Origin of the sequence: Cupriavidus gilardii, from assembly GCF_008801915.1 — a bacterium.
GTDB lineage: Bacteria > Pseudomonadota > Gammaproteobacteria > Burkholderiales > Burkholderiaceae > Cupriavidus > Cupriavidus gilardii.
Window position 1 is genome coordinate 145,647 of sequence record NZ_VZOV01000012.1, and the last position, 13,860, is coordinate 159,506.

Annotated in this window: 10 protein-coding genes; 4 read left to right on the forward strand and 6 right to left on the reverse strand. The window is 68.2% G+C overall.

Annotated features, from left to right (window positions below; all coding sequences use genetic code 11):
- The first annotated feature begins 50 nt into the window (after window positions 1–50).
- Window positions 51–1,484, forward strand: coding sequence for an aldehyde dehydrogenase family protein (locus F7Q96_RS15975; RefSeq protein ID WP_006578737.1), 1,434 nt, complete (start codon window positions 51–53; stop codon window positions 1,482–1,484).
- Window positions 1,485–1,627: 143 nt separating this feature from the next.
- The gene (locus tag F7Q96_RS15980; protein WP_151022944.1) at window positions 1,628–4,117 is read left to right on the forward strand and encodes a penicillin acylase family protein; all 2,490 of its coding nucleotides are present in this window, start codon (window positions 1,628–1,630) and stop codon (window positions 4,115–4,117) included.
- A gap of 23 nt (window positions 4,118–4,140) precedes the next feature.
- Here F7Q96_RS15980 and F7Q96_RS15985 read toward each other — a convergent pair whose 3' ends face one another.
- Window positions 4,141–4,401 (reverse strand): DUF1289 domain-containing protein, encoded by a 261-nt coding sequence (locus F7Q96_RS15985; protein ID WP_226994860.1) that lies wholly within the window; start codon window positions 4,399–4,401, stop codon window positions 4,141–4,143.
- A 186-nt stretch (window positions 4,402–4,587) separates the two neighbouring features.
- Here F7Q96_RS15985 and F7Q96_RS15990 point away from each other — a divergent pair, with 186 nt between their 5' ends.
- On the forward strand, window positions 4,588–5,058 hold the full coding sequence (locus tag F7Q96_RS15990) for a PaaI family thioesterase (RefSeq protein WP_151022946.1): 471 nt from the start codon (window positions 4,588–4,590) through the stop codon (window positions 5,056–5,058).
- 146 nt (window positions 5,059–5,204) lie between these two features.
- On the opposite strand, the gene prpF is transcribed toward F7Q96_RS15990, so the two are convergent.
- The 4 genes from prpF to prpB all read right to left on the reverse strand — a co-directional run bounded on the left by prpF (window position 5,205) and on the right by prpB (window position 11,274).
- Window positions 5,205–6,404, reverse strand: coding sequence for a 2-methylaconitate cis-trans isomerase PrpF (gene prpF / locus F7Q96_RS15995; RefSeq protein ID WP_053823075.1), 1,200 nt, complete (start codon window positions 6,402–6,404; stop codon window positions 5,205–5,207).
- A gap of 41 nt (window positions 6,405–6,445) precedes the next feature.
- On the reverse strand, window positions 6,446–9,067 hold the full coding sequence (gene acnD / locus F7Q96_RS16000; RefSeq protein WP_151022949.1) for a Fe/S-dependent 2-methylisocitrate dehydratase AcnD: 2,622 nt from the start codon (window positions 9,065–9,067) through the stop codon (window positions 6,446–6,448).
- A 109-nt stretch (window positions 9,068–9,176) separates the two neighbouring features.
- Window positions 9,177–10,337, reverse strand: a complete 1,161-nt coding sequence (prpC, locus tag F7Q96_RS16005; protein WP_053821710.1) for a bifunctional 2-methylcitrate synthase/citrate synthase — start codon at window positions 10,335–10,337, stop codon at window positions 9,177–9,179.
- A gap of 28 nt (window positions 10,338–10,365) precedes the next feature.
- On the reverse strand, window positions 10,366–11,274 hold the full coding sequence (gene prpB / locus F7Q96_RS16010) for a methylisocitrate lyase (protein ID WP_151022951.1): 909 nt from the start codon (window positions 11,272–11,274) through the stop codon (window positions 10,366–10,368).
- Window positions 11,275–11,569: 295 nt separating this feature from the next.
- Here prpB and prpR point away from each other — a divergent pair, with 295 nt between their 5' ends.
- Complete coding sequence (prpR, locus tag F7Q96_RS16015; protein WP_053823076.1) at window positions 11,570–13,531, forward strand: propionate catabolism operon regulatory protein PrpR; 1,962 nt, start codon at window positions 11,570–11,572, stop codon at window positions 13,529–13,531.
- 51 nt (window positions 13,532–13,582) lie between these two features.
- Here prpR and F7Q96_RS16020 read toward each other — a convergent pair.
- Window positions 13,583–13,860, reverse strand: a 278-nt coding sequence (locus tag F7Q96_RS16020) for a hypothetical protein (protein ID WP_211923508.1), incomplete at its 5' end; no start/stop codon positions are given.

The following is a 13,860-nucleotide window of genomic DNA, read 5'->3' on the forward strand; positions in this document are numbered from 1 at the left end:
GGAAACACCGAAGGGCAATACGCCTGACGGCTCACCGAGGAATTGTGGCTATGCAGCAACGAGACAAACTGTTTATCAATGGCGCGTGGGTGACCCCGCACGGCACCGGGCAGATCGACGTCATCCACTCGACCACCGAAGAGGTGATGGGCCGGATTCCCGAGGGCCATGCGCGCGATGCCGAGGACGCGATCCAGGCCGCCCGTGCCGCCTTCGACGGCTGGGCGGCGACGCCGCCGCAGCAGCGCGCCGACTATATCCGCAAGATCGCCGAGGGCCTGAAGGCGCGCACCGAGGAGCTGGCGCAGCTGATCGCGGCCGAGGTCGGCATGCCGATCAAGCTGGCCCGCGCGATCCAGGTCGGCGGCCCGGTCTTCAACTGGAGCCAGGCCGCCAAGCTGGTCGAGTCCTTCACCTTCGAGGAGGAGGTCGGCAATTCGCTGGTGGTGCGCGAGCCGGTCGGCGTGGTCGCCGCCATCACGCCGTGGAACTACCCGCTGAACCAGATCACGCTGAAGGTCGCGCCGGCGCTGGCCGCCGGCTGCACCGTGGTGCTCAAGCCGTCTGAAGTGGCGCCGCTGAACGCCTTCGTGCTGGCCGAGGTGATCGAGGCCGCCGGCCTGCCGCCGGGCGTGTTCAACCTGGTGACCGGCTACGGCCCGGTGGTCGGCGAGGTGCTGGCCAGCCATCGCGAGGTCGACATGGTGTCGTTCACCGGCTCGACCCGCGCCGGCAAGCGCGTGTCCGAGCTGGCCGCGCAGACCGTCAAGCGGGTCGCGCTGGAACTGGGCGGCAAGTCCGCCTCGGTGATCCTCGATGACGCCGACCTGCCGGCCGCCGTCAAGGGCACGATCAACGCCTGTTTCCTGAACTCCGGCCAGACCTGCTCGGCGCATACGCGGATGCTGGTGCCGCGGGCCCGCTATGACGAGGTCAAGGAAATCGTCAAGAAGGTGGTGGCGGGCTTTACCGTCGGCGATCCGCTGCAGGAGACCACCAGGCTGGGTCCGCTGATCTCGGCCGCGCAGAAGGACCGCGTGACCGGCTACATCCAGCGCGGGCTCAACGAGGGCGCCGAGCTGGTGGCGGGCGGTACCGAGCCGCCGGCCGGGCTGGACAAGGGCTTCTTCGTGCAGCCGACGGTGCTGGGCAACGTCGATCCGAAGGCGACCGTCGCGCAGGAGGAAATCTTCGGCCCGGTGCTGTCGATCATCTGCTACGACACCGAGGAGGACGCGGTGCGCATCGCCAACGACAGCGTCTATGGTCTCGGCGGTGGCGTGTGGTCGGGCGACGAGGCGCGGGCGATCCGCGTCGCGCGCCGCATCCGTACCGGCCAGGTCGACATCAATGGCGGCCCGTTCAACATGATGGCGCCGTTCGGCGGCTACAAGCAGTCCGGCAACGGACGCGAGGCCGGCAAGTATGGCCTCGAGGAGTTCCTCGAGTACAAGGCGCTGCAGCTGAAGAAGCCCGCGGCCTGAGCGCCGACCGCCTTGAAAATGCCCGGCCTGTCCGGGCATTTTTGTGTCGACGATAATTGACGACAGCACGTCGGCAACGGCACATCGACACATCGACAACAGCACGACACCGCAACGAACGGTTGGACGGGGAGGGACAGGCGATGCATTGGCTCAAGCGGCTGGCATGGCTGACGGTGATCCTGGCGGGTCTGGTACTGGCCGCGGCGATCGGCGGCTATGCCTGGTATCGGCAGGCGTCGCAGCCGGCGGTGGCGGGCACCGTCGCGCTGGCGGGTTTGCATGGCCGCGTCACGATCGTGCGCGACCGCCACGCGATTCCGCGCATCGAGGCGGGCGATCCGCTCGACGCCTATTTCGGACTCGGCTTCGTCCATGCGCAGGACCGGCTGTGGCAGATGCAGATGAACAAACGCATCGCGTCGGGCCGGCTGGCGGAGATCCTCGGGGCCAGCGCGCTGCCGACCGATCGCTTCCTGCGCACCATCGGCGTACGCCGCAACGCCGAGGCCGCCTTCGCCGCCAGCACGCCGGAGACCCGCGCCGCGCTGCAGGCCTATGCCGACGGCGTCAATGCCGGCATCGCCAGCCACAAGGGCCCGTTGCCGCCCGAATTCGCGATTCTGCGCACGGTGCCGGAGCGCTGGGAGCCGGCCGATACGCTGGCCTGGCAGACGATGATGGCCTGGGACCTGAGCGCCAACTGGAGCCGCGAGGTGCTGCGCATGCGGCTGGCGCAGACGCTGCCGCTGTCGCGCATCAACGAACTGCTGGCGCCGTATCCAGGCGAGCAGCCACCGCGCACGAGCGACTATCCCGCGCTGTATCGGCAGCTGGCGCCGCTGACTACGGCGATGGCCAGCGTCGAGGCCGCGGCGCCGCCGGGGCTGGTCGAGGGCATGGGCTCGAACAACTGGGTCGTCTCCGGCGCCCATACGCGCTCGGGCAAGCCGCTGCTGGCCAACGACCTGCATCTGGGGCTGCAGGCGCCGGCGCTGTGGTATTTCGCCACGCTGCGCGCGCCGGGACTGGACGTGACCGGCGCCACGCTGCCGGGCATGCCGGTGGTCGTGATCGGCCATACGCCGCGCATCGCCTGGGGCTTTACCAATACCGCGCCGGATCTGCAGGACCTGTATATCGAACGCTTGCGTCCCGGGCGGCCCGAGCAGTACCAGACGCCGGCCGGCTGGGCCGATTTCGCGGTGCGCGAGGAGACCATCCGGGTCAAGGACCAGCCCGATGTGACGATCCGCGTCCGCTCGACGCGCCACGGGCCGGTGATTTCCGATGTCGCCGAGCCGCTTGCCGCCGCCGTCGCGCCGCTGGGCGCGCAGTATGTCGTGTCCTTCCAATGGGTGGCGCTGCGGCCGGACGATCGTACCGTGCAGGCCGGGCTGAAGCTGAACCGCGCGCACGACTGGGCCAGCTTTACCGAGGCGCTGCGCGACTTCCATACACCCCAACAGAGCGCGGTCTATGCCGATGTCGACGGCAATATCGGCTTCCTTGCACCGGGCCGCGTGCCGCTGCGCAACGCGGCGAACGATCTGAAGGGGCTGGCGCCGGCGCCGGGCTGGGATGCGCGCTACGACTGGAGCGGCTTCATTCCGTTCGAAAAGCTGCCGCGCAGCCTCAATCCGCCCGGCGGCGTGGTGGTGACCGCGAACCAGAAGATCGTGCCGGACGACTATCCGTTCTTCCTGACCAGCGAATGGACGGTGCCATATCGGCACGACCGCATCCGCGCCTTGCTGGCCGCGCGGCGGCCCCACACGCTCGATACGTTCGCGGCGATCCAGAAGGACGAACTGTCGCTGGCGGTCAAGGATGCGTTGCCGCTGCTGCTCGGCGCCTCGATCGCGGCCGACGCGACGCGTCCTCCTCGCGAGCGCGAGCTGTTCGCCGCGCTGGCGCGCTGGGACGGCACGATGTCGGCCGACCGTGCGGAGCCGCTGGTCGCCACCGCCTGGCTGCGCGAGCTGTCGCGCGGCATGTTCGAGGGCAAGGTCGGCGACGGCGTGTTCGCGCGCATGTGGGAGCAGCGCAATGTGCAACAGGCGATGCTGAACATCCTGCGCAGCTCGCGGGGCCTGGGGCGCTTCTGGTGCGACGATCCGAAGACGCCGGCCCCGGAGGACTGCAACGACCAGATGGGCGCGGCGTGGAAACGTGCGATCGCCGATCTGCAGCAGCGCTATGGCGACGACCCGCGGCGCTGGCGCTGGGGCCAGGCCCACGCGGCCCGCGCCGAACACCGGCCGTTCGCCAGGGTGCCGTCGCTGGCAGGGTTCTTCAACGTCAAGGTGCCGACCGGCGGGGATACCTATACGGTCAATGCCGGGCGCCACAATATCGGCGACGAGCAGGCCCCGTTCGAGAACGTGCATGGCGCCAGCGTGCGCGCGATCTACGACCTGGCCGATCTGTCGGCCTCGCGCTTCATCACGCCGACCGGGCAGTCAGGCAACGTGTTGTCGCCGCACTATCGCGACTGGACCGAGCAATGGGCGCGCGGGGAATACGTGACGATCCGGGATGCCGGGCACCCGGCTGGAGCAAAGGCGTTCGAGACGCTGGTGCTGACACCCGCGGCGGGCGATGGCGGCCGGACCAGCGGTGCGAGCCGGTGAGGGCGCTTCGACGCGTCTGGCGCTCAGTCGCGCTGGAAACGGCGCGCGGTGCCTTCGCGCGTGATGCGCTCCCACACCGCCTGCTTTTCCGCATCGCTCATGAAGACCCAGTTGCTGACCTCCTTCGCGGTACGGCCGCAGCCCTGGCAGACCTCGTCGAACAGCGTCGAGCAGATGCCGATGCAGGGGCTGTCGGGGCGGTCGAACAGGCTGTCGTCGGTGGTGTCGGCGGTGTCCGGCAGGGCGAGCGGGTTTGACGCGGTGTCGGGGCGGGTAGGCGGCATGGCGGCTGGGCGAGGCAAAGGCGGCCATTATAAGCGGCGGGGTGAGGCGGTGCCGGTGCGCTGGGCTGCGATTCAGTCGGGCGCGTCGTCCAGCGGATTACCTGCCGGGTAATTGAGCGTGCGCCCCGCCGGCTGCCATCATCGACTCACCACGACAGGCCTACGATTTCCTTTTCAGGAGCCCGCATGATGTCTTCGCTGCCCCCACTCTCCGCTGCCGGTACCTACGCCGAGGTCGCGCCCCGCGTTCGCGCGATGGTCGAGGAAATCCTGATCGGTTCGCCGGTCGCCCGCACGCTTGGCGTCGCGCTCGACGTGCTGGCGCCAGAGCATGTCGAGCTGGTGCTGCCGTTCAGCCCGGGCAATGTCACGGTCGGCAAGACCGTGCACGGGGGCGTGATCGCGACGCTGATCGATATCGCCGGCGCGGCGGCCGCGGCGTCGGGCGCGGACCCGGACAAGGTGCGCGGCGGGGCGACCAGCGCGCTGTCGATCCAGTATGTCGCGCCGGCCGAGGCGGCCGCGCTGCGCGCCGTGGCGACGGTGGTGCGCCGCGGCCAGCGGCAGATCGCCACCGAAATCACCGTCTATGCCGAGCAGCCGGAGGCGGGCACCGTGGTGGCCAAGGCGTTGATGAACAGCGTGCTGTTCGGTTGAGCGCTGCGGGGCCGGGGCCGTCCTCCGCCGTAGTGGCGATGGACACGCGCGCGCCGGCCATTGTATTGAAACGCAATTAACCGCCGACGTTTCCCTTCAAAGCCATGCCATGCCGGGGCCGACAGGCGGCCCCGGCATGCAAGCCGTCAGGCAACGGGGTTCCAGTCGCCCGGCACCCGGACCCAGCCTTCCATCAGGATCCGCGCGCTGCGGCTCATGATGGCCTTCTTCACGGTCCAGTCGCCGTCGACCTGGGCCGCTTCGGCGCCGACGCGCAGCGTGCCCGACGGGTGGCCGAAGCGCACCGCCTGCCGTTTGCCGCCACCGGCCGCCAGATTGACCAGCGTGCCGGGAATGGCCGCCGCGGTGCCGATCGCCACGGCCGCCGTGCCCATCATCGCGTGGTGCAGCTTGCCCATCGACAGCGCCCGCACCAGCAGGTCGATGTCTTCGGCGCGCACCGGCTTGCCGCTCGACGCGGTATAGCTGGCCGGCGGGGCGACGAAGGCCACCTTGGGCGTGTGCTGGCGCCGCGCGGCCTCGTCGACGTTCTGGATCAGGCCCATGCGCACGGCCCCGTAGGCGCGGATGGTCTCGAACATCGCCAGCGCCTGCGGATCGCCGTTGATCGCTTCCTGCAGCTCGGTGCCGGTGTAGCCGATTGCATCGGCGTTGACGAAGATGGTGGGAATGCCGGCATTGATCATCGTCGCCTTCAACGTGCCGACGCCCGGTACCTCGAGGTCGTCGACCAGGTTGCCGGTCGGGAACATCGCGCCGCCGCCGCCTTCCTCCTCGGCGGCCGGGTCCATGAACTCGAGCATGATCTCGGCGGCGGGGAAGGTCACGCCGTCCAGCTCGAAGTCGCCGGTTTCCTTGACCATGCCGTCGACGATCGGCACATGCGAGACGATGGTCTTGCCGATATTGGCTTGCCAGATGCGGACGGTGGCAACGCCCTCGCGCGGGATGCGGGCCGGATCGACCAGGCCGGCGGCGATCGCGAACGGGCCTACCGCGGCCGACAGATTGCCGCAGTTGCCGCTCCAGTCGACGAAGGGCTGGTCGATCGCGACCTGGCCGAACAGGTAATCGACGTCGTGGTCGGGCCGGGTGCTGGGCGACACGATCACCGTCTTGCTGGTGCTCGAGGTGGCCGCGCCCATGCCGTCGATCTGCTTGCCGTAGGGGTCGGGGCTGCCGATCACACGCATCAGCAGCGCATCGCGGGCGGGCCCTGGCGACTGCGCCGCCTCGGGCAGGTCCTGCAGCCGGAAGAACACGCCCTTGCTGGTACCGCCACGCATATAGGTGGCGGGGATGCGGATCTGGGGAAGAGAAACCATGGATGCCTCGTGCTGGTTCAAGGGGGAGCGCCGCGGCGCGTTCACGCCGCCGATGCGGACGCCGCCGCCTGGGCCGCCTTGGTCGAATCGAGGAAGTCCTGCGCGAAGCGCTGCAGCACGCCGCCGGCCTCGTAGATCGACACTTCCTCGGCGGTATCGAGCCGGCAGGTCACCGCGGTCTCGACGCGCTCGCCGTTCTTGCGATGGATCACCAGCGTAAGCTCCGCACGCGGCTTGCGCTCGCCGATCACGTCGAAGGTCTCGGTGCCGTCGATCTGCAGCGTCAGCCGGTTGGTGCCGGGCTTGAACTCCAGCGGCAGCACGCCCATGCCGATCAGATTGGTGCGGTGGATGCGCTCGAAGCCCTCTGCGACGATCGCCTCGACGCCGGCCAGCCGCACACCCTTGGCCGCCCAGTCGCGCGACGAGCCCTGGCCATAATCGGCGCCCGCGATGATGATCAGCGGCTGCTTGCGTTCCATATAGGTCTCGATCGCTTCCCACATCCGCACGACCTTGCCGTCCGGCTCGATGCGCGCCAGCGAACCCTTCTTGACCTTGCCGTCGACCACCGCCATTTCATTGACCAGCGTCGGGTTGGCGAAGGTCGCGCGCTGCGCGGTCAGGTGGTCGCCGCGGTGGGTCGCGTACGAGTTGAAGTCCTCCTCGGGCAGGCCCATCTTCGCCAGGTATTCGCCGGCGGCGCTGTCGGGCAGGATCGCGTTGGACGGCGACAGATGGTCGGTGGTGATGTTGTCGCCGAGCACCGCCAGCGGACGCAGGCCCTTGAGCGTGCGCTCGCCGGCCAGCGCGCCTTCCCAGTACGGCGGGCGGCGGATATAGGTGCTCTGCGGCCGCCAGTCGTACAGCGGACTGATCGTCTCGGCGTTGGCGGCCTGCACCGCGAACATCGGCTCGTAGACCTTGCGGAACTGCTCGGGCTTGACGCTTTGCGCGACGATCGCGTCGATCTCCTCGTCGCTCGGCCAGATGTCCTTCAGCGTCACCGGCTGGCCGTTCGCGTCGTGGCCCAGCACGTCCCGCTCGATGTCGAAGCGGATGGTGCCGGCGATCGCGTAGGCCACCACCAGCGGCGGCGAGGCCAGGAAGGCCTGCTTCGCGTAAGGATGGATGCGGCCGTCGAAATTGCGGTTGCCGGACAGCACCGCGGTCGCATACAGATCGCGTTCGACGATCTCCTGCTGGATCGCCGGATCGAGCGCCCCGGACATGCCGTTGCAGGTCGTGCAGGCGAACGCGACGATGCCGAAGCCGAGCCGTTCGAGTTCGGGCAGCAGGCCGGCTTCTTCCAGATACAGCTGCACGACCTTGGAGCCCGGTGCCAGCGAGGACTTGACCCAGGGCTTGCGCGTCAGGCCGCGCGCGTTGGCGTTGCGCGCCAGCAGGCCGGCGGCGATCACGTTGCGCGGGTTGCTGGTGTTGGTGCAGCTGGTGATGGCGGCGATGATCACGGCGCCGTCGGGCATCTGCCCCGGCACCTCTTCCCACTTGGCGGCGATGCCGCGTTCGGCCAGCGCGGTGGTCGGCAGGCGCTTGTGCGGGTTCGACGGACCGGCCATGTTGCGGACCACGGTCGACAGGTCGAACTCCAGCGTGCGCTCGTATTCGGCGTGCTGAAGGGTATCGGCCCACAGGCCGGCGGTCTTCGCATAGGTCTCGACCAGGCGCACCTGCTCGTCGCTGCGCCCGGTCAGGCGCAGATAGTCGATGGTCTGGCCGTCGATGAAGAACATCGCGGCGGTGGCGCCGTATTCGGGCGCCATGTTCGAGATGGTCGCGCGATCGCCCAGCGTCAGGCTGGCCGCGCCTTCGCCGCGGAACTCGAGATAGGCGCCGACCACGCGCTGGCTGCGCAGGAACTCGGTCAGCGCCAGCACGATATCGGTCGCGGTGATGCCCGGCTGCGGCTTGCCGCGCAGCTCGACGCCGACGATGTCCGGCAGCCGCATCCAAGAGGCGCGGCCCAGCATCACGTTCTCGGCCTCGAGGCCGCCCACGCCGATGGCGATCACGCCCAGCGCGTCGACGTGCGGGGTATGGCTGTCGGTGCCGACCAGCGTGTCGGGGTAGGCCACGCCGTCGACCGCATGGATCACCGGCGACATCCGCTCCAAATTGATCTGGTGCATGATGCCGTTGCCCGGCGGGATCACGTCGACGTTCTTGAACGCCTTGCGAGTCCACTCGATGAAATGGAAGCGGTCCTCGTTGCGGCGCTCCTCGATCGCGCGGTTCTTGGCGAACGCGTCCTTGTCGAAACCGCCGTGCTCGACCGCCAGCGAATGGTCGACAATCAGCTGTACCGGCACCACCGGATTGACCTGGGCCGGATCGCCGCCCTGGTCGGCAATCGCGTCGCGCAGGCCGGCCAGGTCGACCAGCGCGGTCTGGCCGAGGATGTCGTGGCAGACCACGCGCGCGGGAAACCACGGGAAGTCCAGATCGCGCTTGCGCTCGATCAGCTGCGTCAGCGCTGCCGTCAGCAGCGACGGGTCGCAGCGGCGCACCAGGTTTTCGGCGAGCACGCGCGAGGTGTAGGGCAGCGTGTCATAGGCGCCGGGCTGGATCGCATCGACCGCGGCGCGTGCGTCGAAATAGTCCAGGCCCGTGCCGGGCAGCGGTTTGCGGAAGGCAGTATTCATGGGGAGGGGATCGATACGGGGTCGTGCTCGGCGCGCCGTGGAATGTCTCGGGGGACTACAGTACGGAAGCGGGCGCGTGGTGCGGCCGCTTCCGTTTGCGTCTGCCGGATCAGCGGCGCTTCTCGATCGGCACGAACTTCAGGTTGTCCGGGCCGATGTAGTTGGCGCTCGGGCGGATGATCTTGTTGTCGATGCGCTGCTCGATGATGTGCGCGGCCCAGCCCGAAGTCCGCGCGATCACGAACAGCGGCGTGAACATCGCGGTCGGCACGCCCATCATGTGGTAGCTGACCGCGCTGAACCAGTCGAGGTTGGGGAACATCTTCTTGATGTCCCACATCGTGGTCTCGAGCCGCTCGGCGATGTCGAACATCTTCATCGAGCCGGCGTCCTTCGACAGGCGGCGCGCGACTTCCTTGATCACCTGGTTGCGCGGATCGCCGGTCGTGTAGACCGGATGGCCGAAGCCGATCACGACTTCCTTGTTCTCGACGCGGCGGGTGATGTCGGCCTGTGCCTCGTCGGGCGTGTCGTAGCGCTTCTGGATCTCGAACGCGACCTCGTTGGCGCCGCCGTGCTTGGGGCCGCGCAGCGCGCCGATCGCGCCGCAGATTGCCGAGTAGATGTCGGAACCGGTGCCGGCGATCACGCGGCCGGTGAAGGTCGAGGCGTTGAATTCGTGCTCCGCGTACAGGATCAGCGAGGTGTGCATCGCACGCTCCCACAGCTCGCTGGGCTTGCGGCCGTGCAGCAGGTGCAGGAAGTGGCCGCCGATCGAATCGTCGTCGGTTTCGACCTCGATGCGCCGGCCGTTATGGCTGTAGTGGTACCAGTACAGCAGCATCGAGCCGAGCGAAGCCATCAGGCGGTCGGCGATGTCGCGCGCGCCCGGCAGATTGTGGTCTTCCTTCTCGGGCAGCACGGTGCCGAGCACCGACACGCCGGTGCGCATCACGTCCATCGGATGGGCCGAGGCGGGGACCCATTCGAGCGCCGCCTTGACGTTGGCGGGCAGGCCGCGCAGCGCGCGCAGCTTGGTCTTGTAGCCGTTCAGCTCGGCCTGGGTCGGCAGCTTGCCGTGCACCAGCAGATAGGCGATCTCTTCGAACTCGCAGGTCTCGGCGACGTCGAGGATGTCGTAGCCGCGATAGTGCAGGTCGTTGCCGCTGCGGCCGACCGTGCACAGCGCGGTATTGCCGGCGACGACGCCGGACAGCGCGACGGATTTCTTGGGCTTCGGGGTGGCTTGCGCCGGAGTGGCTTCGGACATGGCGTCTCCTTGCTTCGCTCTGTTCTGGTTACTTGGCCTTGGCTTGCGCGAACAGCGCATCCAGCTTCTGTTCGTATGCATGGTAGCCGATGCTCTCGTAGAGCTCGGCGCGCGTCTGCATGGTGTCCAGCACGTTCTGCTGCGTGCCGTCGCGACGGATCGCCGCGTAGACGTTCTCCGCGGCCTTGTTCATCGCGCGGAATGCCGACAGCGGATAGAGGATCATCGCGACGCCGGCTCCGGCCAGCTCGTCGCGGGTGAACAGCGGCGTGGCGCCGAATTCGGTGATGTTGGCCAGCACGGGGACCTTCACCGCGTCGACGAACTTGCGGTACATCGACAGGTCGGTCATCGCCTCGGGGAAGATCGCATCGGCGCCGGCCTCGACGCAGGCCACCGCGCGTTCGATCGCCTTGTCCAGGCCCTCGACCGCCAGCGCATCGGTGCGCGCCATGATGACGAAATGCTCGTCGGTGCGGGCATCGACCGCGGCCTTGATGCGGTCGACCATCTCGTCCTGCGAGACGATCTCCTTGTTGGGCCGGTGGCCGCAGCGCTTGGCGCCGACCTGGTCCTCGATGTGCATCGCGGCCGCGCCGAACTTGATCAGCGAGCGGGTGGTACGAGCCACGTTGAACGCCGAGGCGCCGAAGCCCGTGTCGACATCGACCAGCAGCGGCACGTCGCAGACGTCCGAGATGCGGCGGATGTCGGTCAGCACGTCGTCGAGGTTCGAAATGCCGAGGTCGGGCAGACCCAGCGAGCCGGCCGCGACACCGCCGCCGGACAGATAGATCGCGCGGTAGCCGGCGCGCTTGGCCAGCAGGGCGTGGTTGGCGTTGATGGTGCCGACGACCTGCAGCGGCTGCTCGTCGGCCAGCGCCTGGCGGAAACGGGCGCCCGCCGAGCGGGCCAGGTCTTGGGAAGTCAGGGTCATGGTGGCGTCCTGGTGAGCGGAATGCAGGCTGAGCGCAAGCGGCGTGCCAAGGGCTGGCCTGGCGGCGACCAAGCCCGGTTTGGTCAGGCCGGGCAAGGGATTGCCGGGTCTTCCGCCACTTCAGGTGATGTACGCGGCGCTCCATTTGCATTTCAAATTTGAATTCCATGATGGTGGATTGAAATGCAGCACCGGAGGGCGCAGAATGCGGCGACAGTGCGTCAACGTCCTATTGTGGCCGCTTTTGTTCATCCGCTGGCCGCGGCTTGCGGCGTTCGGTTTTTTCTTTCGATCGATGACTCCCGCTACCCCCATCCCCCCTGGCCGGCCTCGCATCTGGGCGGTCGGCATCAGCCGCCTGTCGCGCGCGTTCGCCGATCTGATTCCTTCCTATGCCGCCCAGGCCGACTTTCGGCTGGTCGGCAAAGGCTACGAGGCCGCCGCCACCGCGATCGCGCGGGAGGCCAGGGAAGGGCGGCTCGACGCGGTGGTCGCCGCCGGCTCGAATGGGGCCTATCTGCGCCAGCATGTGGACGTGCCGGTCACGCTGGTCAAGGTGACCGGGTTCGACGTGCTCAGCGCGCTCGCCACCGCGCGGCGCATCTCGCCGCGGGTCGCGCTGGTGACGCACGCCGCTACCTACCCGGAAGTCGACGAGTTCGCCCGCGCGTTCGATCTGCCGATTCCGTCGTACACGTATCTGACCGAGGATGACGCCGCGGTCCGCGTCAAGGCGCTGCGGCAGGAGGGCATCGAGGTCGTGGTCGGGCCGGGGCTCGTGACCGAGCTTGCGGACCGGCTCGGGTTGACCGGGGTGTTCCTGTACTCGGGGCAGTCGGTCAAGCTTGCGCTCGAGGACGCGATCGAGGCGGCGCGGTTGCGGCGCATCGAATCGAGCCGGCGGGAGTACGTCAATACGATCCTTGCGCATCTGAACGAAGGCGTCGCGGCCGTCGATGCCGACGGGCGGATCCAGTCGTTCAATCCGGCGATGGAGCGCTTTCTGGGTACGCCGGCCGCCGATGCGGTCGGCCGCAAGTTGCAGGGTCTCGCGCCCGATCTGTCGCTGGACAGCGTGATGCGGACCGGCACCAAGGAGCTCGAGGCGATCCACAAGCTGGGCGATCGCATGGTCGTGGTCAACCGGATTCCGATCGTGACGGAGGGCGGCCCGGCCGGTGCGGTGCTGACGATCCAGGATGCCAATGCGATTCAGCGCGTCGACCGTCATCTGCGCCGGCGCGCCAGTGCGCGCACCACCGGCGTTCGTTACCGGCTCGACGATCTGGCAGGCGAATCGCCGGCCATGCGCCAGTTGCGCGAACTGGCGCGGCGCTATGCGGCGGTCGATTCGACCGTGCTGATCAGTGGGGAGAGCGGTACCGGCAAGGAGGTGCTGGCGCAGGGCATGCACGACGCCAGTCCGCGCCGCGCGTTTCCGTTCGTCGCGGTCAATTGCGCGGCGTTTCCGGAGGCGCTGCTCGAGAGCGAACTGTTCGGCTACGAGGAGGGCGCGTTCACCGGCGCCCGGCGCGGCGGCAAGGCTGGCCTGTTCGAATCGGCGCACAACGGCACGCTGTTCCTGGACGAGGTCGGCGACATGCCGCCCGCGCTGCAGACGCGGCTGCTGCGCGTGCTGCAGGAAAAGCAGGTGCTGCCGATCGGCGGCGTCGATGCGGTGCCGGTCAATGTGCGCGTGATCGCCGCCACCCACCGGGATCTTGCCGCGCTCGTGCGCGACGGCGCCTTCCGGCAGGACCTCTATTACCGGTTGAATATCCTGCGTATCGCCATGCCGCCGCTACGCGAACGCAAGGTCGACCTGCCGGAACTGGCCGAGCTGCTGTACCGGCGCGCGCAGCAACGGCTCGGGCTGCCGCGTCCGGGCAGCCTGCCGGAAGCGGCGCGCAGCCGGCTGGCCGCGTATGGCTGGCCCGGCAATATCCGTGAGCTGGAGAACGTGGTGGAACGGATCGCCGTGTTGCTGGCGGGGAGGGCGCTGGAGGAGCGGGCGTTGGTGCGCGAGTTGCAGGCGACCGTTCCCGAGTTGTTCGGCAGCGAAGGGAAGGAGGCGACGCCCTCTGTGGCGGTCAGTGCGCGAGCGGGCAACCGTTCGCTGGCCGGTGTGGCCCGTTCGTCCCAGGCGGAACATATTCGCCGTGTGCTGGACGAATGCGGTGGGGATCGCACCGCGGCGTGCCACCTGCTGGGCATCAGTCCCACGACCTTGTGGCGGCGACTCAAGGAGGCAGCTTAGGGCACGTCAGCGGCGGCGTGAAAAAGCGCTTGCAATGGCTGTCACGCTCCCTTAATATTCGCCCCCTCGCAGCCGAACGGCGGCGGGGTTGGCGGGGAAGGCGAAGGCGCTGCGGTGCTGGAGCCGCAGCAAAAAAGTGCTGACAACCTGTTGACGAGAAGCGAAATGTTCTGCATAATCTCGTTTCTCTGCTGCTGACAATGCAGCGACGCGAACGGCAAAGCCGGCCGCGCAGTTCTTTAACAAACGAACAACCGATAAGTGTGGGCGCTCGATAGCGGCAGTCACAGCGGGTCTTCGGATCCGTGGCTCAAAAGTTATCAAGTGCT

Excerpts from the sequence above, each read along its gene's own strand:
- F7Q96_RS15975 (WP_006578737.1), top strand. The coding sequence starts at position 51 with ATGCAGCAACGAGACAAACTGTTTATCAATGGCGCGTGGGTGACCCCG.
- F7Q96_RS15980 (WP_151022944.1), top strand. The coding sequence starts at position 1,628 with ATGCATTGGCTCAAGCGGCTGGCATGGCTGACGGTGATCCTGGCGGGT.
- F7Q96_RS15985 (WP_226994860.1), bottom strand. The coding sequence starts at position 4,401 with ATGCCGCCTACCCGCCCCGACACCGCGTCAAACCCGCTCGCCCTGCCG.
- F7Q96_RS15990 (WP_151022946.1), top strand. The coding sequence starts at position 4,588 with ATGATGTCTTCGCTGCCCCCACTCTCCGCTGCCGGTACCTACGCCGAG.
- prpF (WP_053823075.1), bottom strand. The coding sequence starts at position 6,404 with ATGGTTTCTCTTCCCCAGATCCGCATCCCCGCCACCTATATGCGTGGC.
- acnD (WP_151022949.1), bottom strand. The coding sequence starts at position 9,067 with ATGAATACTGCCTTCCGCAAACCGCTGCCCGGCACGGGCCTGGACTAT.
- prpC (WP_053821710.1), bottom strand. The coding sequence starts at position 10,337 with ATGTCCGAAGCCACTCCGGCGCAAGCCACCCCGAAGCCCAAGAAATCC.
- prpB (WP_151022951.1), bottom strand. The coding sequence starts at position 11,274 with ATGACCCTGACTTCCCAAGACCTGGCCCGCTCGGCGGGCGCCCGTTTC.
- prpR (WP_053823076.1), top strand. The coding sequence starts at position 11,570 with ATGACTCCCGCTACCCCCATCCCCCCTGGCCGGCCTCGCATCTGGGCG.